Source organism: Liquorilactobacillus satsumensis, from assembly GCF_964065465.1.
Classification (GTDB): domain Bacteria; phylum Bacillota; class Bacilli; order Lactobacillales; family Lactobacillaceae; genus Liquorilactobacillus; species Liquorilactobacillus satsumensis.
Window position 1 is genome coordinate 547234 of record NZ_OZ061606.1, and the last position, 25460, is coordinate 572693.

24 protein-coding genes are annotated in these 25460 nt (G+C 40.6%); 4 read left to right on the forward strand and 20 right to left on the reverse strand.

Going from position 1 to position 25460, the window contains the following annotated elements; genetic code table 11:
- Positions 1-63: 63 nt before the first annotated feature.
- The 12 genes from dnaI to AB3Y88_RS02645 all read right to left on the reverse strand — a co-directional run bounded on the left by dnaI (position 64) and on the right by AB3Y88_RS02645 (position 14005).
- On the reverse strand, positions 64-987 hold the full coding sequence (gene dnaI / locus AB3Y88_RS02590) for a primosomal protein DnaI (protein ID WP_056959893.1): 924 nt from the start codon (positions 985-987) through the stop codon (positions 64-66).
- A gap of 15 nt (positions 988-1002) precedes the next feature.
- Positions 1003-2361 (reverse strand): replication initiation and membrane attachment family protein, encoded by a 1359-nt coding sequence (locus AB3Y88_RS02595; RefSeq protein WP_228887850.1) that lies wholly within the window; start codon positions 2359-2361, stop codon positions 1003-1005.
- A 21-nt stretch (positions 2362-2382) separates the two neighbouring features.
- The gene (gene nrdR / locus AB3Y88_RS02600; protein ID WP_056959890.1) at positions 2383-2880 is read right to left on the reverse strand and encodes a transcriptional regulator NrdR; all 498 of its coding nucleotides are present in this window, start codon (positions 2878-2880) and stop codon (positions 2383-2385) included.
- Positions 2881-2901: 21 nt separating this feature from the next.
- Positions 2902-3510: a dephospho-CoA kinase gene (gene coaE, locus AB3Y88_RS02605; protein WP_228887794.1), complete on the reverse strand. Its 609-nt coding sequence runs from the start codon at positions 3508-3510 to the stop codon at positions 2902-2904.
- Positions 3511-4338 carry a DNA-formamidopyrimidine glycosylase gene (gene mutM / locus AB3Y88_RS02610; protein WP_056959887.1) on the reverse strand — a complete coding sequence of 276 codons (828 nt, stop codon included), beginning with the start codon at positions 4336-4338 and terminating at the stop codon, positions 3511-3513.
- A 26-nt stretch (positions 4339-4364) separates the two neighbouring features.
- The gene (polA, locus tag AB3Y88_RS02615) at positions 4365-7037 is read right to left on the reverse strand and encodes a DNA polymerase I (RefSeq protein ID WP_228887795.1); all 2673 of its coding nucleotides are present in this window, start codon (positions 7035-7037) and stop codon (positions 4365-4367) included.
- A gap of 434 nt (positions 7038-7471) precedes the next feature.
- Positions 7472-8173 (reverse strand): Bax inhibitor-1/YccA family protein, encoded by a 702-nt coding sequence (locus AB3Y88_RS02620; RefSeq protein WP_056959883.1) that lies wholly within the window; start codon positions 8171-8173, stop codon positions 7472-7474.
- A gap of 13 nt (positions 8174-8186) precedes the next feature.
- Entirely contained in the window at positions 8187-8651 is a 465-nt protein-coding gene (locus AB3Y88_RS02625) for a MaoC/PaaZ C-terminal domain-containing protein (protein ID WP_261909404.1), read from the reverse strand.
- A gap of 466 nt (positions 8652-9117) precedes the next feature.
- Positions 9118-10449: a UDP-N-acetylmuramate--L-alanine ligase gene (gene murC / locus AB3Y88_RS02630; RefSeq protein ID WP_056959879.1), complete on the reverse strand. Its 1332-nt coding sequence runs from the start codon at positions 10447-10449 to the stop codon at positions 9118-9120.
- 75 nt (positions 10450-10524) lie between these two features.
- Positions 10525-12849, reverse strand: coding sequence for a DNA translocase FtsK (locus AB3Y88_RS02635; protein WP_228887796.1), 2325 nt, complete (start codon positions 12847-12849; stop codon positions 10525-10527).
- A gap of 161 nt (positions 12850-13010) precedes the next feature.
- Positions 13011-13625, reverse strand: a complete 615-nt coding sequence (ytpR, locus tag AB3Y88_RS02640; protein WP_056959875.1) for a YtpR family tRNA-binding protein — start codon at positions 13623-13625, stop codon at positions 13011-13013.
- Between the two features lie 59 nt (positions 13626-13684).
- Entirely contained in the window at positions 13685-14005 is a 321-nt protein-coding gene (locus AB3Y88_RS02645) for a thioredoxin family protein (RefSeq protein WP_056959873.1), read from the reverse strand.
- A 161-nt stretch (positions 14006-14166) separates the two neighbouring features.
- On the opposite strand from AB3Y88_RS02645, the gene AB3Y88_RS02650 reads away from it, so the two are divergent.
- Positions 14167-14499, forward strand: a complete 333-nt coding sequence (locus AB3Y88_RS02650; protein WP_054757043.1) for a hypothetical protein — start codon at positions 14167-14169, stop codon at positions 14497-14499.
- Positions 14500-14528: 29 nt separating this feature from the next.
- Here AB3Y88_RS02650 and trmB read toward each other — a convergent pair whose 3' ends face one another.
- The 4 genes from trmB to AB3Y88_RS02670 form a co-directional block, all read right to left on the reverse strand.
- Positions 14529-15185, reverse strand: a complete 657-nt coding sequence (gene trmB / locus AB3Y88_RS02655; RefSeq protein WP_054757041.1) for a tRNA (guanosine(46)-N7)-methyltransferase TrmB — start codon at positions 15183-15185, stop codon at positions 14529-14531.
- A gap of 238 nt (positions 15186-15423) precedes the next feature.
- A complete protein-coding gene (locus AB3Y88_RS02660) occupies positions 15424-16215 on the reverse strand; it encodes a phosphotransferase family protein (RefSeq protein ID WP_056959871.1) in 792 nt (263 codons plus the stop codon).
- A gap of 64 nt (positions 16216-16279) precedes the next feature.
- Entirely contained in the window at positions 16280-17491 is a 1212-nt protein-coding gene (locus AB3Y88_RS02665) for an ABC transporter permease (RefSeq protein ID WP_228887797.1), read from the reverse strand.
- Entirely contained in the window at positions 17484-18224 is a 741-nt protein-coding gene (locus AB3Y88_RS02670; protein WP_054757033.1) for an ABC transporter ATP-binding protein, read from the reverse strand. The genes AB3Y88_RS02665 and AB3Y88_RS02670 overlap by 8 nt, the downstream gene beginning before the upstream one ends.
- Positions 18225-18359: 135 nt before the next feature.
- On the opposite strand from AB3Y88_RS02670, the gene AB3Y88_RS02675 reads away from it, so the two are divergent.
- The 3 genes from AB3Y88_RS02675 to AB3Y88_RS02685 all read left to right on the forward strand — a co-directional run bounded on the left by AB3Y88_RS02675 (position 18360) and on the right by AB3Y88_RS02685 (position 20152).
- Positions 18360-18788 (forward strand): HIT family protein, encoded by a 429-nt coding sequence (locus tag AB3Y88_RS02675; protein WP_228887798.1) that lies wholly within the window; start codon positions 18360-18362, stop codon positions 18786-18788.
- A 3-nt stretch (positions 18789-18791) separates the two neighbouring features.
- The gene (locus AB3Y88_RS02680) at positions 18792-19088 is read left to right on the forward strand and encodes a hypothetical protein (RefSeq protein WP_056959867.1); all 297 of its coding nucleotides are present in this window, start codon (positions 18792-18794) and stop codon (positions 19086-19088) included.
- Between the two features lie 173 nt (positions 19089-19261).
- Positions 19262-20152, forward strand: a complete 891-nt coding sequence (locus tag AB3Y88_RS02685) for a peptidylprolyl isomerase PrsA (RefSeq protein WP_056960103.1) — start codon at positions 19262-19264, stop codon at positions 20150-20152.
- Positions 20153-20334: 182 nt separating this feature from the next.
- Here the strand turns inward: AB3Y88_RS02685 and AB3Y88_RS02690 are convergent, their stop codons facing one another.
- From AB3Y88_RS02690 to AB3Y88_RS02705, 4 genes are all read right to left on the reverse strand, one after another.
- The gene (locus AB3Y88_RS02690) at positions 20335-21306 is read right to left on the reverse strand and encodes a 3'-5' exoribonuclease YhaM family protein (RefSeq protein ID WP_156653472.1); all 972 of its coding nucleotides are present in this window, start codon (positions 21304-21306) and stop codon (positions 20335-20337) included.
- A gap of 19 nt (positions 21307-21325) precedes the next feature.
- Positions 21326-23731, reverse strand: a complete 2406-nt coding sequence (locus tag AB3Y88_RS02695; RefSeq protein ID WP_228887799.1) for an AAA family ATPase — start codon at positions 23729-23731, stop codon at positions 21326-21328.
- Positions 23709-24926, reverse strand: coding sequence for a DNA repair exonuclease (locus AB3Y88_RS02700; RefSeq protein ID WP_056960124.1), 1218 nt, complete (start codon positions 24924-24926; stop codon positions 23709-23711). The genes AB3Y88_RS02695 and AB3Y88_RS02700 overlap by 23 nt, the downstream gene beginning before the upstream one ends.
- 146 nt (positions 24927-25072) lie before the next feature.
- Positions 25073-25417, reverse strand: a complete 345-nt coding sequence (locus tag AB3Y88_RS02705) for a YlbF family regulator (protein WP_228887800.1) — start codon at positions 25415-25417, stop codon at positions 25073-25075.
- Positions 25418-25460 lie beyond the last annotated feature (43 nt).

Here is a 25460-nt window from a genome sequence, read left to right on the forward strand (position 1 = left end):
TCCACGGTTAACATCTATTATTAAACCACTATCTTTTTGTTAATTCAAGACTAACTTTAGATTTTAAGAATGCCTTCTATTACGCCCAATGACTGTGTATTCTCGAGCTAAAAAGCGAATGCGTTCCATGATACGGCGTGCCTTAAGTGGCTCCGCCTCACCGCGATTATTAATTGTTAAATACTGCTCCTGCAACTCTTTCATTGATAGATTTGAACTAAAAAAGGTCGACAACTCTTCTTGCATTCGATATTGTAAAATAACGCCCAAGACATCATCTCGTAACCAGCTTGACAGTTGATCAGCACCTAAATCATCGAGCATTAAAATCGGAGCTTTTTTAACACTTTCAATCATTGCCAGTGTACCGCCGCCACTAATTGCATTTTTAAGTTCAACAGCAAAAGAAGGAAAATGAAGAAGCGTCGACTGGTATCCTTCTTCGGCTAAGCCATTTGCAATCGCTCCTAGCAAGAAAGTTTTACCTACACCGAAGCTGCCTTCCAGATACATCCCTGGAATAAATGTTTGCGGTTGCGCAATATATTGCTCAATAAAGTTCCCAGCCGCAGCCGCAACTTCTTCACGTCCTTCTAAATCATAATCCGACAATTGTGCAGCTTTAACACTTTTAGGCATATTCAAAGAACGGACACGTGCACGCACAGCCTGTTGCTTTCTAGCAAGCAGTAATTGTTCACTTGGGACATACGCAACCTCAATTAGATGATTATTCAAAATCAGCTGGGGCCGATATCCTGGTACTGGAACTTCTTCTCCATTTGCCAACTTTTTTTTAATTGTCACAAATTCGTAAACCTTACTTGCACTGCGGACGAGATCCTCTTTTGATAACTCAGTTTGATTTTCTTTAATAAACCGTGCAACTTCTTGATCAGCAAAAGCTTGTCGAATCAGTTGTTGATAATTTTTGGTCCAGTTGTGCTTTTTTAACTGTTGCGCAAGTTCATCACCGACGTTCTTCATTTTTTCGCCCCCTTCTTACTGTTTCTTTTTAAATTTGCTAAGACGCGCTTTTAACTTCTGCCGGTCTGCTTCGCTGAATTTAGATTGCGGTGTTAACTGTGCTCCATCCTTTGCCCAATCAGGTAACTTTTCTTTTTGAATTACCTGCGTGCGTCTGCGCGGTCGTGTTTTCGAAGTCGGCGTTTTTTGTTGCTTCTTAAGTGAATTGAAACTGCGTACCTGCTGCATTGCTTCTTCAGGAGTCGCGATCTTTTTTTGACTCCAATCGGAAATCACCGCTTCAAAAAAATTTCGATTCAACAATGCCATTTCTCTGTCAATCATCATGTAATGAATCAAAACATTAATCACAGCAGGGTGAAAAAGTTTCTTTTGTCCAACCCATTCTAAAGTATGCAATTCAGAAGCTGTCGCAAAGCTCCCTTTTTCCTTTTTCAAGACGCGCAGAAAGTCTGCCGGTGCATAGGCGCGACACGCATCTAAGAGTCCTTGATCTTCTTGTCGCAACTGAGGAACATCTTGGCTGGTAACAGCTTCAGCCTGTGGCTGGTTCACCTGTTTTGTAAGCGCACCTTGTGGTTTTTGCTGTTGTACTAACTTTTCAAAAAGTGCAAAATCAACTTTGTTAGTTGCTACATTTGCGGCTTGCTCCAAAAGATTAACCAGCGTAAGCTCATCAAGTCCATAAACTACGTGTGCCACTAATAATTTTTTTTCATGCTCCAACACCTGCTTTGTATCTATAAATGAATGTTCAAGCAGCGCAACTACGAAAGTACGATCAAGTCCAGTCTCTTTCCAACTCATCTCAGGCTTTTTCGTCGCAGAGCTCTCGAAAAGACTTGCTAATCGAGTCTTTTGTTGCAGTGTGCGCGGTTGAATATTGAAAACTTCCAAGAAATGTTTAGTCGTCTCAACTGCTTGTGGGTGCTCAAAAAGCGGGTTAAAAAAGTAGTGCTGCAGCGCTTTAAATTGCTGCTCTCCAACAGTCTCAAGCAAGAGTGTCCGCAAAAGATCATCTTCAAAAAATGCACGTGGAAGTTGGGGTGCCTGTAATTCGTAAAGAACAACTTTCCCCAATTGATCTTCTTGTTCATACGTCCGTAACAGTCCAATTGCTTCTAATTTACACCGTGCCTCATATAGCTTATTTGCTCCCATATCCAATAGCTCTAACAGAGTTGTGTGCATTCTGCGTTCAGAGAGCGAAACCCTCTGTGCAACAAACGTGCGCAATAGCATATAAAGACTGAATGAAGCTGCTCCAATCAGGGGTTGATATAGTTTAATGACTATTTCAGGATCACCTGCAAGCAACTTCTGCCGAGAAAAAACAATGAATCCATCTTTGGGTGAAAAACTATCGTTAACCATCGTCAAGCTGGTCACTCCCCCTTACTGATCATCGGATTCATTCTCATTTTTATTTTTATTTTTTTTATCACGTGCCATCATTTCCTTGAGTTCTTTCAAGAAAACTTTCATGTCCTTAAATTGGCGATAAACACTCGCAAAACGGATGTAAGAAATTTCATCAACATCCGCCAATAAGCCCATTACATATTCACCAATCAGTTGACTGGAAACTTCATTTTCGCCTAATGACCGGACCTTATTTTCAACGTCATCAACGATGCGTGTGATTTCATCCATACCTACCGGACGTTTTTCTGCAGCACGGACAATTCCACGTAGAATTTTCTCGCGGTTAAACTCCTCACGTGTTCCATTCTTTTTAATGACAAGTAACGGTGTCGCTTCAACTCGTTCAAAAGTAGTAAAGCGAAACCCACAGGCCTCACACTCGCGTCGGCGCCTGATTACATGTCCGCCATCAGCAGGTCGGCTATCAACCACGCGCGAACCATTATGATGGCAGCGGGGACATTTCATATTTTTCACCTCGTTAAAATACTATGCTTTTTCTGCAAACCCATTCGTTATAAGCCATTTTAGCACTTGTGACAGGGTTTCTTCAACTTCTTTAGTATTATCAATCACAATGTCAGCACGTTGGTTGCGCTCTTTTTCGGACATTTGTGCTTCAAGACGTTCCTTGGCCTGCTGTTGCGTTAATCCATCGCGGTTCATTAAACGTTGAAGCTGCAATGTTTTGCTGCTTGAAATCGTCATTACACTATCACAGTATTTTGCATATCCGCCCTCAAATAATAAAGGAATTGCCAACACAAGTAGCTTTACTTTTTTTTCTTTATAAACCTTTAGTTGCCGATAAATCTCTGCGTGAATCAACGGTCCCATAATGCGATTCAAGCTCGCCAGCTTATGCTGATCCGCAAAAACAAGATTTCCCAATTTTTGACGGGCTAACTGTCCCTTAGAAGTGAGGATCTCCGTGCCAAAGACCGCCACGATCTGCTTTAAGCCCGGAGTTCCAGGACATGCCACCGTGCGTGCGATTACATCTGCATCGATCACGACTGCACCTGCTTTTTTTAGGTAATCGCTGACAGTTGTTTTGCCAGCTGCAATGCCGCCAGTCAACCCCAAAACATATGTCAATTATTTCACCTTCTGACATTGCGGGCAAAAGGTGGTCCCACGCTGCCCGACCACTATTTTTTTCAGTGGTGTTGCACAGCGTTCGCAAGGCTGTCCTTTTCTGCCGTAAGCATGTAGTTGTTTTTGAAAAGAACCTGCGTGCCCAAACGTATCAGTATACGTAAAGACAGTTGTCCCTCCTTGGCTAGTTGCTCGTGCTAGCTCAGTGATAATTTCATCATGTAAGCGATCAGCCTCACTTTTGCTGAGGTGTGCAGCAGGTGTCTGCGGATTTATTTTACTAGACCATAAAACTTCGTCTGTATAAATATTCCCCAACCCCGCAACAATCGTTTGATCTAGTAAGGCAGGCTTAATCATTTTTTTCTTATGTTTCAATCTTTCATAAAAAAGTTGCTTGTCAAATAAAGCTGCTGTCGGCTCGGGACCTAGCTTCTTTAACCCTGGAAGTTGTTGGACCTGCGCCGTTTTCACCAAATGCATCCTGCCAAATTTGCGCACATCATTGTATCTTAATTGCTGACCATCAGAAAGTGTAAAAACAATGTGCGTATGTTTTTCAAGTGGAGTTTTAGGATTTTCAACAAAGTACTTTCCTTCCATCCGTAAATGGGAGACAAACGATATCCCAGTATCGAAATTAAAGATCAAATATTTTCCGCGCCGTGTAATACTTTCAATCGTCCGTCCACGCAATTCTTGTTGAAAGCTCTGGGGATCCCCATTGATAATTTTGGGGTAATAAATTTTCACATTCTCAATCTGGGCGCCAAGTACTAATTTTTCAAGCCCGCGACGCACCGTTTCTACTTCTGGCAATTCCGGCATCTGCTTTTCTTCCTTCCATCACAATCTTACTTAGTATCAAACCACGTGCTGCCATGAGAACTCTCTACTTTAAGCGGAACTTCTAACGAAACAGCTTGATCCATCACTTGCGGCACAAGTTTTTCCAAGCGTTCAATCTCATCATCGGGCGCCTCAAAGATCAGTTCATCATGCACTTGTAGTAGCATGACTGCCTGAAGTTTTTCTTGCTGCAGCATTTTTTGCATATTAATCATTGCGACTTTAATAATATCAGCCGCACTTCCTTGAATTGGGGTATTCATCGCTGTTCTTTCTGAAAAAGAGCGTAGATTATAGTTCTTGCTCTTAATGTCCGGTAGATAGCGACGCCGTTTGAAAAGTGTTTCAACGTATCCTTTTGCATGTGCCTGCTCAACAATCCGTTTCATGTACTCGTGGACTCCTGGAAAGATTTCAAAATATCTCTCAATAAACGCCTTGGCTTGTTTGCGTGTAATTCCAATATTTTGTGCCAGACCATAGTCGCTGATTCCGTAAACAATTCCAAAATTAACAGCCTTCGCTTGCCGCCGCATGTTAGGTGTCACCTGTGTGGGCGCATCTAACCCGAAAATCTGCATTGCCGTATTGGCATGAATATCAGCACCAGCTTTAAAGGCCGTTTGCATATTCTCGTCATGTGAAATATGCGCTAGTACGCGCAGCTCAATCTGCGAATAATCAGAAGAAAAGATTTCCCAGCCCGCTTTGCGTGGCACAAATACCTGTCTAATCTTCTTGCCTTCAGGTAATCTAATCGGAATATTTTGCAAATTAGGATCAACTGACGATAATCTTCCAGTTGCAGTCAAAGTTTGTGTATATCTTGTATGCACTTTACTATCCTTAGGTGAGATATATTTTAATAAGCCTTCCACATAAGTCGACTGAATTTTAGCAATCTGACGATACTTTAAGATATTATCGACAATCGGTGCCATTCCCCGCAATTGTTCAAGTACTCCGACAGCAGTTGAATAACCGGTCTTAGTTTTTTTAATTACCGGAAGTTTCAGCTTCTCAAACAGAATTACTCCCAATTGTTTTGGAGAATTCAAGTTGAACTCTTCACCAGCTTCATTATAAATTTCCAGCTCAACTTCTTTAATTCTTTCCTTGAACTCACTTCCCATTTGTTCAAGCCGCGCCTGATCAACTTTGATACCTGCCAATTCCATCGCGCCTAGAACTAGTGAGAGTGGTCGTTCCATCTTCAAATAGAGCTCTTCTTGCTGATTTTCTTTTAATTTCAGCAATAAGGGGGCCTTTAGCGTTGTAATCGCGTGTGCCTTACTGCACAAATGACCGAAAAAGATTTTATCATCTGTCGGGATTTGATACTTAGCTCCTTTCCCATAGATCTCTTCATCGGAGCGCACGTCTTCATAGCCATGTAACTGTGCCAATTTACCCAAATCATTACTGTTTTCACTAGTATTCAAAAGATAAGAAACAAGTAAAAGATCAAAATCAATTGCAGTTAAATTAATTCCAAGCCGTGCTAACCCTACAAAAGTTCTCTTACCATCAAAGAGGTCCACTTTCACCTTGGGATCAGCCAGTAATTGACGTAGCTTGGGATGCTGTAATAATTTGCAGTCTCGCGAAACAAAGTATTGAGCACCCAACACGAGTACAAACCCCACCAAAGGTGCTTGATGATAGTTAGCGCCACTCATTTCAAGGTAAAAAGAAATGCCCTGTTGCGCTTGAAAATTGCTCTTTATGATAGTTTGCTCGTCAAGTACTGTGTAAGCAAATTTTTTTATGCTTCTTTCTGGCTGTTCTGCAGGATTTTTAGCCGCGCGTTTACGTAAGAAACTTTTAAAGTCCATTTCTTCATAAAAAGACGTTAGCTGTTCATTATTTTCCCCTGCCCATGCCAGCTCAGCGAGTTCAAGACTAACCGGTGCGTTCTGCCGGATACGTGCCAAATCTTTACATAAAAAGGCGGTCTCACGATCTTCTTCCAAGTGTTCCTTCATTTTCGAAGGTTTTAACTGATCGAGATTTTCGTACAATGCTTCCAACGAACCAAACTGTTTTAAAAGTTTGAGCGCCGTTTTTTCACCCACTTTGGCAACTCCAGGATAATTATCAGATGAATCGCCCACTAATCCCTTCATGTCAACAATTTGTGCGGGAGTAATTCCATATTTTTCTAAGACATGTTCAGGGGTATAGTTTTCAACTTCACTGACTCCCTTTTGTGTCACTGCAACTGTTGTCTTAGGAGTTGCTAGCTGTGTCAGATCACGATCACCAGTCACGATGACAACTTCAAAACCGTCTTCTTCGGCCCTCTTGGCCAGTGTTCCAATGATATCATCGGCCTCATATTCCTTTAGTTCATAGCTTTTCATTCCATAAGCTGTTAATAATTTTTGCAAGTATGGGAGTTGTTCAGAAAGTTCGGTAGGTGTTTTGGAACGTCCACCTTTATAATCTGAAAACTTGGCAGTTCGAAAAGTTTGCTTGCCGGCATCAAATGCAACTAATGCATGTGTGGGAGCTGTTTTTTCTATAATGTTATCGAGCATCGTATTAAATCCATAAATTGCATTGGTATGCAATCCACTGTGATTAACGAAGCGTTCTAACGATTGGTGCAGAGCAAAGAACGCTCTAAAAGCGACGCTGTTGCCATCGATTAATAAAAGCTTTTTTTTATTATTCATTTTTCGAACTCCTTTTAACGATTGTCTACCTTGCTTTATTCTACCAAACATTTTACTTGGAAGGTAGGAACTAGCTAGAAGTGCCGACAGGTATCGGTTAGGTTGTGTGCACGAACACCAAATTACAAAATCGTTGGGCTATGACGATGCGTAATTTGAGGTTAGGCGCATCAGCCTGATACCTGGAACACGTTATATAGAAGTGCCGACAGGTATCGGTTAGGCTATGTGCACGAACACCAAATTACAAAACTAAATCTGTTTAAGGTGAAAATTATTCTTAATCGAACTGTAGCTAATTACGAACTAAAAAAGCGACCTCTTTCCTAACGGAATAAAGTCGCTCGCATTGTTAAACTAAACCGGTTCGTGTCCATTACCCAGATTGACCGTTCTAGCAAGTTGAACTCAATTATAACACCCAGAACAAATTATTATTTGTTGTTAAAGCCAGTAAAGATATTCAGTAAACTGATAAACAAGTTAACAAAATCTAAATACAGCTGCAAGGCTCCCATTAGTGCCAAGTTGGTTGCCGAAACCTGAGCCCCAGTCTGCTGATAAAGAAGCTTGAATTTCTGTGCATCCCAAGCTGTTAAAGCTGTAAAAATAAGCACCCCGAAAAATGAAAATACAAATTGGATCATTGTGCTTTGCAAGAAAATGTTGATAACCGAAACAACTACCAAACCAATCAAAGCAGCCAAAGCCTGTGTGCCGATTTTAGACAAGTCACGTTTAGTCACGGTACCAATTGTAGCCATCGAAAGGAAGACCGCTGCTGCTGCAACAAATGCCATCGTAACATCTGCCGCGGTATAAACTGAGAGCACAATGCCAAAGAATAACCCCTGAATTGCAGCAAATACTACTAACCCGAGACCTGTGATAGCAGGAGCACGGTTGGCTTTAAAAGACATTGAAAGTGCAATAAAGAACTGCAAGCCGATTAGCACAAAGAGCATAAAGCGATTTTGCGCAATAAACGTCATTGTTTGTTCATAATAAACATTGTTGATTAAATAAGCAACGAATGCTGAGATTCCAACTGCGCCAGCCATAAAAGCATACATTTTTGCTAAAAAACTGTTTACGCCGGAACGCTCTTGATTAATAATTTTTCGTTCGTTATTCATTAACTACTCACCCCTATTTTTTTGTTTCGTTGACTACTGAAAATTCTTTAGGCGGCTTGACCATCAAGACCGCGTCAATAATACGTTCGTCACTCCCCTTAACACCAGTTACAGAAAGTGTAATAACTTCCTTCATGGTATCGACCTTGATCACTTCAAAGTTAAACGTGACATCTTCATTGTGATACACCGGTAAAACAAAATTAACTGATGAATTAACAACTTGACTGCCTGGCCCCGGCAGTAATTTTGAAATTGAACTGGTGATGATTCCCATCAGAAGGATTTGTGGTACAACTGCCCCTTCATAATCCATTCTTTTAGCATACTCGTCTTGAGTATACAGCGGATTGTTATCGTTTGTCATTCCCAAATACAGCATAATATCCCGATCAGAAATGCTTTCATTTACGGTCAGCGAATCACCTTCGGCTAACTCATCAATTGTTTTGCCCCGCCTATGAGTATCTTCTGACATATATAGCGCCACCTCCACGTAGTCTTAAGAATATTCTAGCATATCCACATTTATGCGACAATCGATAAGTTATTTAGAAAATATTAAATCTGAAAAGCTAGTCAAAAATCAGCAAAACTTTAAGTATCTAATTGCACCAGCATTCCAAGTTGATTCTTAATATTGTAAGCAAACACTAAGGGGCTGTGACAAAATTTAACTTTTGTCACAGCCCCGCTTTTATTCCAGATAAACGTGTTCCATAAGTCAAAATTCTCCGTCTAACTTCGAATTACTCATAGCAAAGTACTCGCTATGTTCGTAATTTCGAGTTAGCACTCAAATTTTCCCGACTTATGTCACACTCTCGCTTTTATTCCGGATAAACGTGTTCCATAAGTCAAAATTTTCCAGACCAATGTCACACTCTCTTACTATGCTATTGAGTTTGCTATCAATTTTGTTAATTAAGGGCTTTTCCTAAAAATTAATTATTTTTAAGACTTAAGCTGCTTAATAGTTTTTCATAAGCATACTCGTACTTTTGAATATCACCAGCGCCCATAAAGACAACCACAGCATCATGAAAATCAAGCAATGGTGACATGTTATCGACTTTAAGAACTGTTCCGCCCTTTGTGATTTTGTCTCCCAAGTCACTGCTTGAAACATTTCCACCATGCTCTCTAATTGAGCTGAAAATATCAGTTAAAAAGACTCGATCTGCTAAATTAAGACTGGCAGCAAAATCGTCCATTAGCGCAATCGTCCGACTGAAAGTATGCGGTTGAAAAACAGCGATGATTTTTTTACTTGGGTACTTTTGCCGTGCTGCATCAATGGTTGCCTTAATTTCTGAAGGATGATGCGCATAATCATCAATAATCGTCATGTCGGCCACAAATTTTTCTGTAAAGCGCCGTTTGACACCCTTAAAAGTCAATAGTTCTTCTTTAATTTCTTCTTGGTCAACTTTCTCAAAATAAGAAACAGCAATTACAGCTAAACTATTTAGTACATTATGTTCACCATATAATGGAATTTCATAATTGCCTAAGAACTCATCATGCAAATAAACGTCAAACGAGGAGCCCTTAGTAGTGCGTTTAATATTAACTGCTCTGAAATCATCATTTTTGCTGGTTCCGTAATAATGAACCGGTACCTTTGCCTTCAAATTGCGTAAGTTAGGATCTTCACCCCACGCAAAAATTCCCTTTTTGGTTTGGTTAGCTAAAGTTTCAAAAGCGTCAAAAACATCTTCGATTCCCGTAAAATAGTCTGGATGATCAAAGTCAATATTAGTCATAATCACATAGTCAGGGTGATAAGCAACAAAGTGACGCCGGTACTCATCGGCTTCAAATACAAAGAAACGTGCATTTGGGACGCCTTTACCCGAACCATCTCCAACAAGGTAACTGGTTGGAGCAACTCCGCCTAATACATGTGCCAGCAGTCCAGTTGTACTTGTTTTTCCATGCGCACCAGCAATCCCAATACTCGTAGTATTTTCCACAATTTTTTCAAGGAAGTCAGGATATGTAATCACCTGTAAACCTAATTCATGTGCCCGTTTTATTTCTGGCTGATCATCTCCAAAAGCATTTCCTTTGATGATTGTCAGACCATCTTTAATATTTTCTGCAGCAAAAGGCAGAATCTTTATTCCTGCCAATTCAAGTCCTCTTTGAGTAAAAGTATACTTTTCAATATCTGAGCCCATTACTTTCAAGCCTTTATCATGCAACAAAAGTGCAAGGGAACTCATGCCGGTGCCTTTAATTCCGACAAAATAATAAGTGGTTTCAGTATTCATGCTGTTGTCCTCTCTTTTCTATCTTTACAATCAACGCTTAGTTTACCACAAAACTGACATGCTATGTTTTAAGTTTTAAGAACTCGACTGACCTCTTAACTCCTGCAAATCCTTCTGAGTCAGAAAAACTAACCGCGGTTTTGAACCATGCGCAGGTGAAATAAACTGTTTTTGTTCCAACTCATCAATCAAATTAGCGGCTCTATTATAGCCAATTGAAAAAACACGTTGTAATTTGGAAGTTGAAATTGTTTCTTCGTTTACAATATAATCTAAAACACGTGGAAACAAGGCATCCTCTTGTTCTGCTTCTTGGGTTTTTTTCTTCAAGCCAGCAGGATCAAATGCATAGTGTGGAGTGCCTTGCCTGCGCACAAATTCTGCCAATTCATCAACTTCATCCTGCACAAAAGTCCCTTGCAGGCGCAATGGCTGACTGGCTCCGTTTCCAAGGTAAAGCAGGTCACCTCGCCCTAATAAGCGTTCTGCTCCTGCAGTATCAATAATTGTCCTTGAATCAACTTGGCTTGATACCATAAAGGCGATGCGCGTTGGAATATTATTCTTAATTGTTCCGGTAATCACATCAACACTTGGTCTTTGCGTGGCAATTAAAAGATGAATTCCAGCTGCGCGCGCTTTTTGCGTAATACGTGCAATGTAATCTTGAACCTCAGAAGAAGCAACCATCATTAAATCAGCCAGTTCATCAATCACAATCACAATATATGGCATTTTCAGCCCGTCTTCGCCTCGAGCGGCTGCCTTCTTATTATAAGCTTCAAGATTGCGTGCACCTGCTGCAGCCAGTCTTTGATAGCGCTCTTCCATTTCAGTAACCACCCACTTCAACGCCGCTGCGGCTGCTTGCGGATCCGAGATAACCGGTGCCAGCAAATGTGGAATTTCGTGGTATGGTGCCATTTCAACGGCTTTAGGATCAATCAATAACAACTTAACCTGTGCAGGAGTTGCTTTGTACAATAAAGAAAGCAACAAACTATTAATAAAGACTGATTTTCCTGACCCAGTCGCTCCTGCAATCAAACCATGGGGCATGCGCCGAAGATCCGTGACCTGTGCACGTCCAAACAGATCCACTCCAAGTGCAACCGTTAAAGGAGAGGTACTTTCTTGAAAACGTGCAGACCCCAAAACCTCAGCAAGCATTACTGGACGTGAATGCAAGTTTGGAACTTCGATTCCGACGCTCCTTTTACCAGGAATTGGAGCTTCAATTCTAATATCCTTAGCAGCCAAAGCTAATTTTAAATCATCTGCTAAATTGGTAATTTTATTTACTTTCACACCTCTGCCAAGCGTAATCTCGAATTGGGTAACTGCAGGACCGATTGTCCAACGATTGACTGCCGCATTCACTTTAAAAGAACGCAAAGTATCATTGAGAGTTTCTTTTTGTCCACGCACCCATTCAATCATCGACGGATCATTGTCAGTCACAGCTTGCGGCAGCAAGGAAAGCGGCGGAAAATGATAACCCTTGCTCGTTTTTGTTGCCTGAACTTTTTCAGGCGAGCTTGTCAGTGGCTGAGAAGCCGCAGCCCGCTTTTTTTCAACAATGGCCGCTGAAGGTGAAATAAACTTGCCAATTGAATTTGTCTGAGAAATAGCAGGTGTATTTTGCGCAAAACTATTTTCAGCAAAATGATTGTTCTCAACCTGTGGAACCTCAGTTGTTATTTTCTCTGATTCAAGCCGTTTTTCATTTTGGACAATTTTTTTAGTAGATTCAGGGAGCATTTTTGCGGACTGAGTATTCACAGTTGCAAGAGAGTGTCCAGGTGTTTCATCATTTAGTACTGCAGCTGGCTTATTTTCTGCAATAGTCCGGTTTAAAGTTGCGGTCGAATCTGACTCTGCAGCGTCAACAGCTGTTTGTTCTGGGCTAATCTTTGAATTTTCAAACACACCCTGTTCAGCGCTAGAAGTAGTCCCTGCATCCTCTTCAACGCTGGGGTTAAGCCCATGATTTGCTTGCTGATTCGATAACAAATCTGGACTGGAATTTTTTACGTTTTCATGGTGCTCAGGAATATCCATAAAAATCAGGTCATTTTGGGCAACCTCTTCATCTTCGTTTGCAAGCAGATAAAAACTAGCTGCCGGTTTAGCCAGTTCATTGTAAAGTTGCTGATACCGGCGCTGTGCTTTGGCAAAACTCCCTTTATGATTGAAAGCTGGTGGAACATAGGTAGGCCGAAAAGGATGGCTTTCCGGGATACTATTTTCCCCAAAATGCTTTTTGTGCAACGTCGTTTTCCTCATAGGAATTTCGTCTCGTGCGTATTCTGCTACTTTGCGAGCAGATTGACTTTCAGCACTTTTAACTTTTTTTTCCTTAAATCGACGGTAAAATGCCGGTCCATCGTAATGTTGCATAACCTCTTCATCCTAACACTAAAAATTCGGAACATTGCAGCCTCGTAATCTCTTTCACCTGTGAAAGCTCAAAAATTCAGCAAGACACAAAATAAGACTGCAACAAAATTAATCTTTTGTTCCAGCCTTTATTTTAGCATAAAAGTTGCAGTCTCCTAGCATCATTTGAGTGCAAATGATGCTCCAACTTGATACTTAGTAGCAGAAAGGACCAAAATTCCCCTCTTTTGAGGTGCATGTGGCAATTCTAACTCTCGTGCTGAACAAATCATGCCATCGCTTTCGACCCCACGAAGTTTGCCCGGCCAAATAATCTCTCCATTAGGCATCATGGCACCTACTTTTGCAACCACAACCAGCTGTCCCGCAGCAATATTAGGCGCTCCGCAAACAATCTGTAGGACTTCCGTGGCAGAAATCCTTGTTTTGGTGATGTGGAGATGATCAGAGTCAGGATGTTCCTTGAGCTCTTCAACATAGCCGACCACAAACTTAGGCGTCCGGTCCAATTCCAGCTTAGTCGTAAAACCGACCTGTTCCAGTTGCTGCTGCAAATTTTCCAACTGTGCAGCAGTGAGAAAAATTTGTCCCGTCCCCATTTTTCCAAGATATTCCGAGACATTGAAAAAATTATACCCCAGGACAGTTCCGTCTTCTTCGCTACTGATCTCAACAATATCCCCTGCACGTTTAACTACCTGTTTTGGTGTATCCTGATGTAACAGGACCACTAAAACATCACCCAATTGAGCAGGGTTATAACTAGCAATCAACATCAAATTCTCCTTTATTTTGGGGCCCCATTGCATTCTTGCCACACCCCGATTTTACATTTCTATGCTACCCCATCAAGAAAACGTGCAACCTCTTCTTTTGTCTTCCGGTCTTTGTTGACAAAACGTGCAACCTCTTTGCCTTCTTTAAAGACCACAAAGCTTGGAATTCCAAGAATTGTCATTTCTTGACATAATTCGCTGTTTTCATCACGATCAACCTGAATAAACTGATAATCAGAATACTGTGCTTCAATTTCTGGCATCGCTGGTTTGATAAACTGACAATCTGGGCACCAACCTGCGGTGAAGAACAGTACATAAGAACCCTGGGCAAGTTTTTGTTTCAAGCCCGCATAATTTGTCTTTGTAAGTACTTCCATGTTAACATCTCCTTAATTAAAGCTAACCTGAAGTTATTATAAAACATTTGGCCATAAAAAAAAGAACTTTGTTTCGCTATCCAAGCAACTGACGTATTCAACGGTGAAGCTTGGTGTTATACTAATGAACAAAGATAGACAAAGAATAGGAGCTGGTGCCAATGTCAATTCAACTGAATAAAATTCTACCATTGGTTCTGGGAATACTAACGGGCTTTATTGGTGGTCTTCAAGCTCGAAATGCAGTCCATAAAAGAGAACTGCTCTCTTCGCGGGCAATCCTCGCCAATGTTAAGCACTCATTTCAAAACGAAACGCCAATCCAAGATTCATGGATTGCGACTAAACCGCAGCCTTTTCAAAAATTTGCACTCAGAACCAATGTTTATCGTGGCGGGCTTTCTCGTCTCGAAGATCATCAACTGGTACGTTATGAATTCACTGCAGATGCCAAAACAGGCAGCATTTTAGATCTGCAGCGTGTTGATTATTAAGAATCAATTCATTCAGGACAGCTCTTCTCTTAATGGGAGGCCTTCGTAAAAGCGGCTTCCACTTTGTAGATTGGCTGTCCTTTTTGACTGAACTTTTCTTCATATTCTGTCATCACATTTTCTGCATTTTTTTCAAGATCCTGATGAAGGTCTAAGTAGACACCTGCAAAGTCCATTCCGTAATTATTCATCGTGACCAATGAATATTCAAATAAACCTCGGTTATCGGTCTTAAACTCTAATAAACCATCTGCTTGCATAACCTGGGCATACTGCTTCAAGAAAGTCGGATAGGTTAATCGCCTTTTAGCCTGTCTTTTTTTAGGCCAAGGATCGGAAAAGTTTAAATAGATTCCCGAAACTTCATTAGCCGCAAAGTACTCGCTTAATTCACCGCCATTTGCGCGCAGCAACTGCAAATTAGGCAACTTCAATTCTAACTGTTTTTTAAGTGCAATCGCCGCAATTGTTGTCTGCAGCTCTATCCCAACAAAGTTTCTTTCAGGATACTTTTGAGCCATCGCGAGCACAAATCCACCTTTTCCCATGCCAACTTCAATGTACAGAGGTGCTACCTTTGGAAAACGTTCTTGCCATTTTCCTTGGTATTTCTCAGGATCAGTTACAATCCACTCTGGATTGGCTTTAATCAAGGGTTCTGCCCAGGGTTTGTTTCTTAAACGCATATCTTCCTCCTACAAACAAAATTACTTTAAAATCCCTCATAATATTTTTCAAAACATAAAACAAGGGCTTCTGACAAAACAAACGTTTCGTCACAGCCCTGCTCATAAACATTTCTGCGGTGTTTGTTACTTAACCTTCCTCAATACACACCATCCGGACTTTCAAGTATTTAAGGAAAGGTAACCTTTTAGTTGCATTTGCAACTTTTCAAAATCAATTTCTGTATAATAGCATAAACTAATCGCGCTGCTCACTAAATATCTCTGCTAACTGTAATATGTCTTGGTTCATCTCGAAAAAATGACCACGTTGATGCTTATCTTTGATGGACAACAGTAAATTAATCTTACAATACCAACCAATCTTTCGGTTAAACGTAGGTGTCATTTGTGCACCATATTTTTTAACCAACCATTCCTGCCATTCACTACGTGGGACATACTGACACATTAACATGCTTATGTCCAATGCTGCATCCGATAATGCCGCAGATTCCCAGTCAACCAAATACAGTTGATTTGAATCTGACAACAACCAGTTCTTATGATTCAAGTCACCATGGCACACTTCACATTCATGGTAATCAAGTTTGGGGGGATGCGCTCGTAAACGAGCAGCAACCTCTCTTAACAGAGGATGCTGTCTTAGCTCACTGCTTAATCCCCGAAAATAATCATTAAGCAGTTCGCCTGGAAAAATGTATCTTCCCCCGACCTGCTGCAACATCTTACTTAATACTCCAGAATGATGAACGCGTGCAAGCAACTTTGCTACACGCGTTTCCTTCATTTCTTCTCTAGTCAAGCTGCGTCCATTTAACCACTCTTGCGCTGTGAGTGTATCTCCAGTAGAGATGTGCTTCGCCCATAGTAAACGTGGCGTAATCTCTTCTAAGGATAAAGCTGCTAAAAAAGGTGAAGTATTTCGTTTGATGAAGAGCTTTTTCTGCTCCTTGACGCCCATATATGCGGTTCCAGTGTTACCCCCGAGCGGCCGAATCAGCCAACCGTCGTCTAATCTGAAATCCATATTGGCCAATCTCCTCTTTACGAAACCTATTCTTCATCAAGAATACAGAGTCCCTAATTAAGTGTCAAGTATTTTCTCCCAGTCGTTTTGTCAAATAATTGCCAGTAAAGACCGCAATCTCAAGCATGGAAGCGATCAGCAAAATTAGATAGTTCCAACTGATGCCAAGTGCAATCAAAGCGCTCAAGTTAAAAAAGAACCAACTGCCAAACAATAATTTACGTAAAACAAGTTTAAATGCTTCCAACTGATCACTTTTTTCCAGCGGATAAAGATACATAAAGACATTATCTTCAAAGGCGGCGAAAAGGGGTAACAATTGAAAGCCTATCAAATACTGAAACACCAGTATACAGACAAAACTCAGCCAAAAGTTAGGAATAAATAATAACAAACAGCTCCCTAAAAGAAGCAACCTCAAGTATAAACCGCTAAAATCACTTTTCCTCAAGAAAGTTCTCCAATATAGATAACTGAAAACCCCATCCCTCTTTGCATGCGGTAAAAAGCGGTCTAAGAAACGCAAACGCCGGACCTTCCCACTTACCTGCGGAACATCTGTGAAAAGATTAATAAAACGATAGAGCCGCATCATTCTGTTGCTCTCCAGCTCTACCATTTTGTTCCAGCGAAAAACATAATGTTGGGCGGTCTTTTTGGCTGCCATAAATTGTAAACCCACAATTACTAAGACTACTAAAAAGCCTGCCAAAGGTTCAACGTAAAGCACCAATCCTTGCACTATTAATGGCACTGCAATTATTCGTAAAACTTTAAAGTTCCAGTGCTCGTAGTTAGATATATATGCGCTTTGAGCTTCGAAGTGCATTTCAAAATATTTTAACAGCAGCTGCGTTAATCCTAGTATTCCAACCGCCAACTGCCCGAGGTGCAGTCCGCGTGACAGCAGCGGTAAAAGCAGCAACAAGAAAAAAAGTTGAAAAAATTCTGCCAACAAGACAGAATGCGCTACTGCCCTTTTTAAATAAAGCGGTAAATTATGCTCTTGTGGCATTAAAAAAACAGTATCCGGTTCCTGCAATAAAGTTGCCAAAGACCCGGCTCTAAGGAACAGAACCAGTAAAATCAAGACCAGCGGTTTTTCCCACCAAAATGGGTATGCAGGAAGTGTTTGGAGGAAATTCGAGTATGCTAACCCTAGGCCACCAACAAAGAAAAGCAACGCAATTACAAAATGATCATTCAAAACAAATTTGGAATAATGCAGCAGCATCTTCTGATATTTTTTTAATCTATTCTCCCAAATTTTATTCATTTCCGTTCACATCCTGAGTCATTCCAAGATAAAGTTCTGTCAAAGAGGCATTCAGATCGCCATACAGATCGCGCAACTGTTCAAGTGTTCCTTGTGCTCTGACGCGGCCTTCGTGCAAAAGAACAAAATGATCACAATATTCCTGGGCGGTGTCAAGCACATGCGTCGACATTAAAATTCCAGCTCCCCTTTTTTTCTCCGCTGCAATCAGATTTAACAAATCCCGTGTGGCCAAAGGATCCAAGCCTAAAAAGGGCTCGTCGATCACATAGAGCTTGGCCTGTGTAACAAAAGCACAGACAATCATCACCTTTTGCCGCATTCCTTTTGAAAACTTTGCAGGAAACCAGTCCAACTTGTTCTCCAAACGAAAAGTTTGCAGTAAAACACGCGCTCTTTGCCATGCTGAGGTTGTTTCCAATCCGTAAGCCATCATTGTAAGTTCGAGATGTTCTCTAAGTGTCAATTCAGGATAAAGAACCGGAAGCTCAGGGATATATGCAATCTTACTTTTATAATTTTGCGGATCATCCATTAAAGTGTTGCCATCAATCGTAATCTTTCCTTTTTGTGGCACAAGGAGTCCAATCACATGATTAATGGTCGTCGACTTTCCGGCCCCATTGAGTCCGATCAGACCCACAAGCTGCCCGTCACCCACTTCAAATGAAATGTCTTTTAAAACAGGAATACGGGAATATCCACCCGTCAGATTATTAATTTTTAAAGTCATATTTAAATTCGTTCCTTTCAGTCCGATTACGCAAATTATAACATAAGTTTCATGCAAGACAGTGGTGAAAACCACGCCTAAAAAGCGGTAGTAGTGTATACTTTAAGATAAATAGTCTAGAAAGAAGGTTATCTAATGCATGATTGTATTTTTTGTAAAATAATTAAAGGTGACATTCCCAGCACGACAGTCTATGAGGATAGTGAGGTCAAGGCCTTTTTAGATATTTCACAAGGTACACCAGGTCATACACTCGTTGTTCCCAAAAAACATATTGCAGATATTTTTGAATATGATGCACAATTTGCAGCTGTCGTTTTCTCGAGAATTCCAAAAATCGCGCGGGCAATTAAGGCAAGCGATCCTGCGATCAAGGGCATGAATATTGTTAATAATAACGGTGCAATTGCCTATCAGTCAGTCTTTCACTCACACATCCACCTCATTCCGCGTTACAGTGCAGATGACGATTTTAAGATGATTTTCAAAGATAATTCAGCCAAATATACTGCAACTGCTTTGCAAAAAATTGCAGCACGTATTAAGGCCAAATTGGAGGACTAATCAATGGGAAAAAAAGCGATCATATCTCTGGCTGTTATTGGCGGCTTAGGCGGACTTGGCTATCTTTATCTCAAAAAAAAGGAAGATCGGACTCATAAAATACAAGAATTGCTTGCTTCAGCTACGGAAGTCAAAAATGCCTATCAAGAAGTCGTGCAAAATGTGCACAAACTTGCGGCTCAAAGCCCTTTGGCAACCCAGACTGCTGCAGAACTCGAGAACAAGCTGGCAGAGTTTCAATTTTTAATTCAACCCCATGTTGATCGTTTAAATGCTAAAACACAAAAATTCGTTGATTAACCTGAAATCTCTAGCTAACAAGCAAAGATTAAGAAGAAATAAAGCATTAAACATGAAATTTTTGTAAACTTTACCTTTTGAGTAAACCTTATTCTATGTTTGTGTTATAGTTATTAACGTTGATTTGTATGAGGCTGTGCAATCAAAAATAACGAATGGATGTGTTTTTTATAATGAAAAAATGGCTACTTGCACTCGCGGCACTTACAATGACGGTCACTTTGGCCGCATGTTCTAAAACCGTCGCAACTACCTCTGGCGGTAAAGTGACTCAGAGTGAGTATTACGATAGCATGAAAAAGACATCATCTGGTAAGCAGATTCTGCAACAGATGATTCTTGAAAAAGTACTTGAAAAACAATATGGGAGCAAGGTATCTGCTAAAAAGGTTAACGCTCAGTATAACACTTACGCAAAACAATACGGCTCATCATTTTCTTCAGTACTTTCACAAAACTCAATGACAAAATCAAGTTTCAAAAAGCAGTTGCGCTCAAACTTACTTTTACGTGAAGCGGTTAAAGCAAATACTACAATTACAAATGCTCAGTTGAAGAAACAATGGAAATCATACGAACCTAAGACAACTGTTGCACATATTTTAGTTGCTAAAGAAGACACTGCTAAAGCAGTTATCAAGAAACTCCAAAGTGGCGAAAGCTTCACCAAGCTTGCTAAGGAATATTCTACTGATAGTACAACCAAGAACAGCGGTGGTAAGTTAACTGCCTTTGATAATACTGATACTTCTTTAGACTCTACCTTTAAGAAGGCTGCCTTTGCATTAAAACAAGGGGAATATACTACAACACCTGTCAAGACCAGTTACGGCTACCATGTCATCAAGGTGCTCAAGAAGCCTGCTAAGGGTAACATGAAGGATCACATCAGTGAACTTAAAGACCAAATTATTGATAACAAGATGAACAATGATTCTTCAGCATTACAAGCTGTAATCTCGAAGGTGCTTAAGAAGGGTAACGTCAGCATCAAAGATAGCGATTTGAAAGATGTTCTTTCAAGTTACCTCTCTTCTTCATCATCCAGCTCTAGCTCCAATTAATTAAAGTATTAGGAGCCTCACAATTAAATTAAACTATTAAAGAAGCGGGCTCGTACAAAACTTAAGTTTTGTACGAGCCCGCTTCTTTAATAGAGCTTTTTTTCAAAATGTGTTCTTATTAGCTGATCTCTTTTACCCCACTTCTACTGAAGAACGCGCACTGTTTGAGCCACATTCATGCTTTATTCCTGTTCTGGTTGCTCTGTCTCAGCAAGCGGTTTATAGAAATTGCGTCCATCCATGCCAAAGATTCTTTCCGAAAAAGTTCCCGGCTGTGTATGGCTTAGCGTTCCTTTTAACATCTGAATCGAAGCATCCAACTGATCAATTTGATGAAGGACTTCAGCCTCCAATAAATGCGGACGAACGGGTGAACCATATTCCAATAAGCCGTGATGTGCTAAGAGCATATGCCGCAAAAGAAGCATATCTTCACTTTCTAATGAAATTTTCAGCTGACCGGCTGCCTTGACAACTTCTTCATCTATCAACACAATATGACCAACTAAGTTTCCCGCAAGTGTATACTGGGTTGCTACCGGCCCAGAAAGTTCAATTGTCTTACCCAAATCATGCAAGATAGTAGCTGCGTATAATAAAGGGGCATTAATTTCTTGATATTCATGGGCTACAGCATGTGCTAAGCGCAGCATAGAGAGGGTATGGAAAGCTAAGCCCCCTGCAAAGGCATGATGATTCTTCTTAGCTGCAGGATAGCTGAAAAAATCTTCCTGATGTTTTTTCAACAAAAAACGAACTATTCGATTCCAATTAGGGTTGGTAATTTCAAAAATAGCCTGATTAAACTCTGCTTCCATGGCATTTTTTGAAACTGGTGCTTTCTGAACAAAAAGGCTAGGATCATTGGGCTCACCTTCTTTTACCAGGCGCATCCGATAAATTTTAATCTGCGGGTTTCCCTGATAAATTTCTCGCTTACCCTTAAGCAGCACAATCTTCCCAGGTTGATAAGCAGCAGTGTCCGCCGGAGATGCATCCCAAAACTTCGCACTAATTTCGCCAGAACTATCAGAAAAGTTAAACGCAATAAACTGGTTACCATTCTTAGCTACCCTGACATCTGCTGACTTAATAAGTACAAATAGCTCCATATTCTCATCAACCGCATATTCGTAAATCTTTTTATGACTCACGTGTAATCCTCCCTTGGTTTCAGTCGACTCTTAAAATGTTCTCTTTATCTACCTTATCATATAAAAATGAAATATCGACTGTAAAACAGATAATTTGCGTCTCAGCACTAATTTCTTCTAAAAGTGCTAGTAATTCATTTCTGCGCTGCTCATCAAAATTGACAAAACAATCATCAATTAGGACAGGTAGCTTAATTGTCCGATTAATCTGCACAATAAAAGCCAACCGCAATGCTAAGTAAAGCTGCTCAGCGGTCGCACGCGATAATTCGCGTACATCATATTGTGTTTTATTTTTATCAACTAACTGCAAGTGGCGTTCTACCATTACAATTTTTTCATACTGATCGCGTGTCAGCCGTCTAAAATAGTGTTGTGCCAACTGCATAACGTGCGGCAAGGTATGCTGTGACATTATTTCTAGTACTTTTTCCAAGCACTGGTTTGCAGCATTCAACGCAAGCCAACTGTCAACTTCAGCTAAAATCTGTGCCTGCTTATTGGCAAGCTCTTGTTTTAATCTTAAGATACGCACTGACTTGCCAAATTGTTCCAATCTAACTTCTTTTTCAGTGATACTTACAGTCAGTTGAGAAAGTCGTTCTTTTTGGTGTTGGAGCTCGTCTTGCTTTTTGCTCAAGTGCGCTTTGAATTCTTCTCGACTCTGATAACGCCGTAATTCATTTTGAACTTCAGCTGGAAGCTGTGTCTGCAAACCTTGCAACTTTGCATTTTTTTCTGTATTTTGTTGCTGCTGCAAATACTGTGCTTGCAGATGTGCAAAAGAACTTGCCCCATTTTTTTGCAGCTGCTGCTTTAACTGTTCAGTTAAAGCAGTCAATTCTGCAGTTACTCTCTCATGTTCTTGTCGATAATAATCCAAAAACCGATCACGCTTGCTGCGTTCACGTAAAGCATCTTTAATCCGTGTTTTAAATTGCTGCAAACGTGCTAACCGTTTTAGCAATTCCACGGGTAGTTGCAAGCTAGCAGTACAAAAAGCACTCGCTTGCGTAAAAAAAGCAAGCTGTTCCAAGAGTTGTTGCAGTCGTTTTGCCTCCACACTCTGCACCATTAAGTCTCTTTCCTGCGCAGATCCTGTACTCAAGGAATTTTGGGACCTGGATTCTGACTGTCCGCTTTTTTTAGACATACTCTGCCACACGGCAAAAAGTGCAGCCAATAATCCACCAACAGCTAGCAATTTAATTGTAATTTTCGAGCTAAAAAAGCTGAGCAAAAGACAGCTACCTGCAATTAGTGCCCATCCCAGCAAAGCGAGCTGCCGCCTATTTTGCTTAAAAAGTGGTTTTTGAACTTTTTTTCTGGTCCTCCTCAAAACTTCATTTTCCCTTGAAGCAGCTTGTGGAGAAGACAACTGCTGGTTAACCGTTTGTTGTAATTCCAAAGCAAGTTGTATCTCAGTAGAGTGAACGTCAAGTTGGTGAAAAAGATTGTCAAACTGGTCCTTGGCCGCATCGTATTTTTGCAACTCTTCAAGATTAATTGTTTGCTGCCCCTGTTGCATCAAAGCTTGAGACTTAGCTGTCAGACTATTACTGGAATCCTGCTTGGTTTTTACCTTGAGCTGCAGTTCCTGTAAAGCGGTAAACTCTTGCGGCGTCAATCCAATTGGCTGCTGGTTTTTCTCTTTAGTTCGAAGACGTTCCAATTCAACAAAAGTAGGCCACAAATTATCCAATTGTCGTTGCCGTAGCAGCTCTTTTTCTAGAATTTTAATTTGGTTCTTGACCGCTTCTTGCTGTTCTTTTTCTTTCTCAAGCGTCTTTTCCCACTCCACAAAAAGATGTGAATCACGATTGGCTGCTCGCAGTTCCTGCGTTTGTTTTTCGTAAGTTTGTAATAATCTATTCAGTTGGGGTAACCGCCCATTTGGTTTGTAAATTTGTTCCGCTTTTTTTTGCAATTTTTTTTGCAGCATCATGATTTGCTGACTGCCACTTGCAGCAATTGTCAAAAAACTTTTTTCCAATTCTTCCGGTGCCAACTGCCTAATCTGTTCCAAACTCGTTTGATCAACGGCATAAACAGCTTCAAAAAGATCGCTTGTCAACGAATTCAACCAACGCTGCAGCAAACTAGCCGGCAGCTGTTGTCCCGTATTAAGGGATGTAATTACCAGTTGCCCCCCTTTTTCGCCTTCAAGCCGTTCTAATGTATATAATTGTTTTTCCTGCTCGATTATTAATTTGCCGCCATATCTTGCCCCATTTTTAGGTTCATAACGCTTGAAGCGCTGACGCCGGTCAACAAAGCCAAATAGGATTGCACTAATAAAGGCTTTTAGCGTTGATTTTCCCGCCTCATTTGCACCCGTAATAAATTGCAGCTTATGCTCAAAATCAAATTTTGTATCTGTGAATTTGCCAAAACCGTAGATCTCAGCCTGTAATATTCTCATCATCATCAGCTTCCTCAACTAGATCAAATACTGCTGCCGTCTCAATCTCTTGTTGCACTTCCTTTTCTAAAAGGTGCTTCTCAATAAAAGGATAGTTCAACAATTTACCTGCCATTGCAGTCAACTGACTGCTTTGAAAGGTTTTTTGCCGAGCCTGTGCCAAAATTTCTTGGTCAATTAAGGAGATTGCAGGTTCACTTATTAGTTGCGCACTCAGCTTTTCAACATAGAGATTGGGCAGCTCTTTAAGCAAATCACGCAAGCGGCGTACTAAAAAGCCGCTGGAAACTTTCTCCTGCAGACTAGTTGCCGTACCGTGTGTCAAAAAAAGCCGCACAGTTATCAATAACAATGCAATTTTATCATTTTTTTGAGACAGTTTTACTAATTCGGAAAAGATCCTTTGTTCGATCTTGGCCTCATCTTCACCCTTTTTAAGCGTAAAATCCACTGTTTGCCATCTAAGCGTCTCCATTGGACAAAAATGCGGTACAAGCTTCCCAGCCTGTTCTTCTACCACATAGAAGCCCTTGCTACCGCTTTCTTTCCGATTTTTTCCTTGCAAACAGCCGGGATAAACGATTGGAGGATCAGCGGCTAATTCCATCCGTTTATGAATATGCCCTAAAGCCCAGTAATCATATCTCTTTGCCAGCAACTCTGGAATGTCAAAGGGAGCATAATGACCTCCAGGATCGTTTTCCTTCAATGCTCCATGCAACATGCCCAAATGCCATTTTTCAGGTCCTTTTCGCGGAAATTGCTGCAAAATTCCACTTGTCCAACGTTGTGCATAGCTAAAGGAGGTCAAAGCTACTTCTGCTGTGCCTACTCTAAAATGTTTTGTCATGGGATAATTTGGAAAAAGAAAGACATTCTCGGGGAAAAAAACGTGCTCTTTATCAAGGTTCAAATAGTCATGATTTCCTAAGCAAAGATAAACACTAATTCCTGCTCGCTGTAGCTTCTCAAATTGTTCATGCACTGCCACCTGCAACGCAACACTCGGAGCATGATTATCGAAAAAATCACCTGCGATTAGTATAAAATCAACTTTTTCGCGTAAAGCCGCCTTAACTAATTGTGCAAAAAGTTGATTTGTATGCTCATGCAGCAACTGTAAATATTTTTCTGGAATTGTCGTTAACCCTTCAATGGGACTGCCAAGATGCAAATCAGCGGTATGAATGAACTTCATGCGATGACCTCTCAATCTAAAAAATACTTTTGCGATAAAGACAAAAAAGCACGAATTATTGCCTCCGGGGGATAATTCGTGCCAATGCTGTCAGCTTTACAGCAGTGAGGATCTCTGCCTACTGCAGAAAATACAGCACTTGCCTCTTAATCTTTAGCTGTATACAGTTCTTCGACTGGTTTAAACATAATACCATGCACTTCATCGATTATTTTAGCAAGCGTCTGTTCCTTTTCCTCAAGTTCCAGCAGTGCCTTATAACTAGAAGCTTTCTTTCCCTCTTGTGTCAATGCATCCAGATCTTGTTGTTCAACTTTTCCAGAAACTTGTTTTTTGCCGAACTCGATTTGCATTTTTTGCAATTTTTTAAACTCGTCAAAAGCCTCATCATCAGTTTTCAATTGGTTGTACGCCTTTGTTAATGCTTTGAATTCAGCACTTTGACGAATTTGGTCTTCAAATTCATAAGCTGCATCATAAAGATTAGACATTTATTTTTCTCCTCCATTATTATTCACACTTAAATTGTACCAT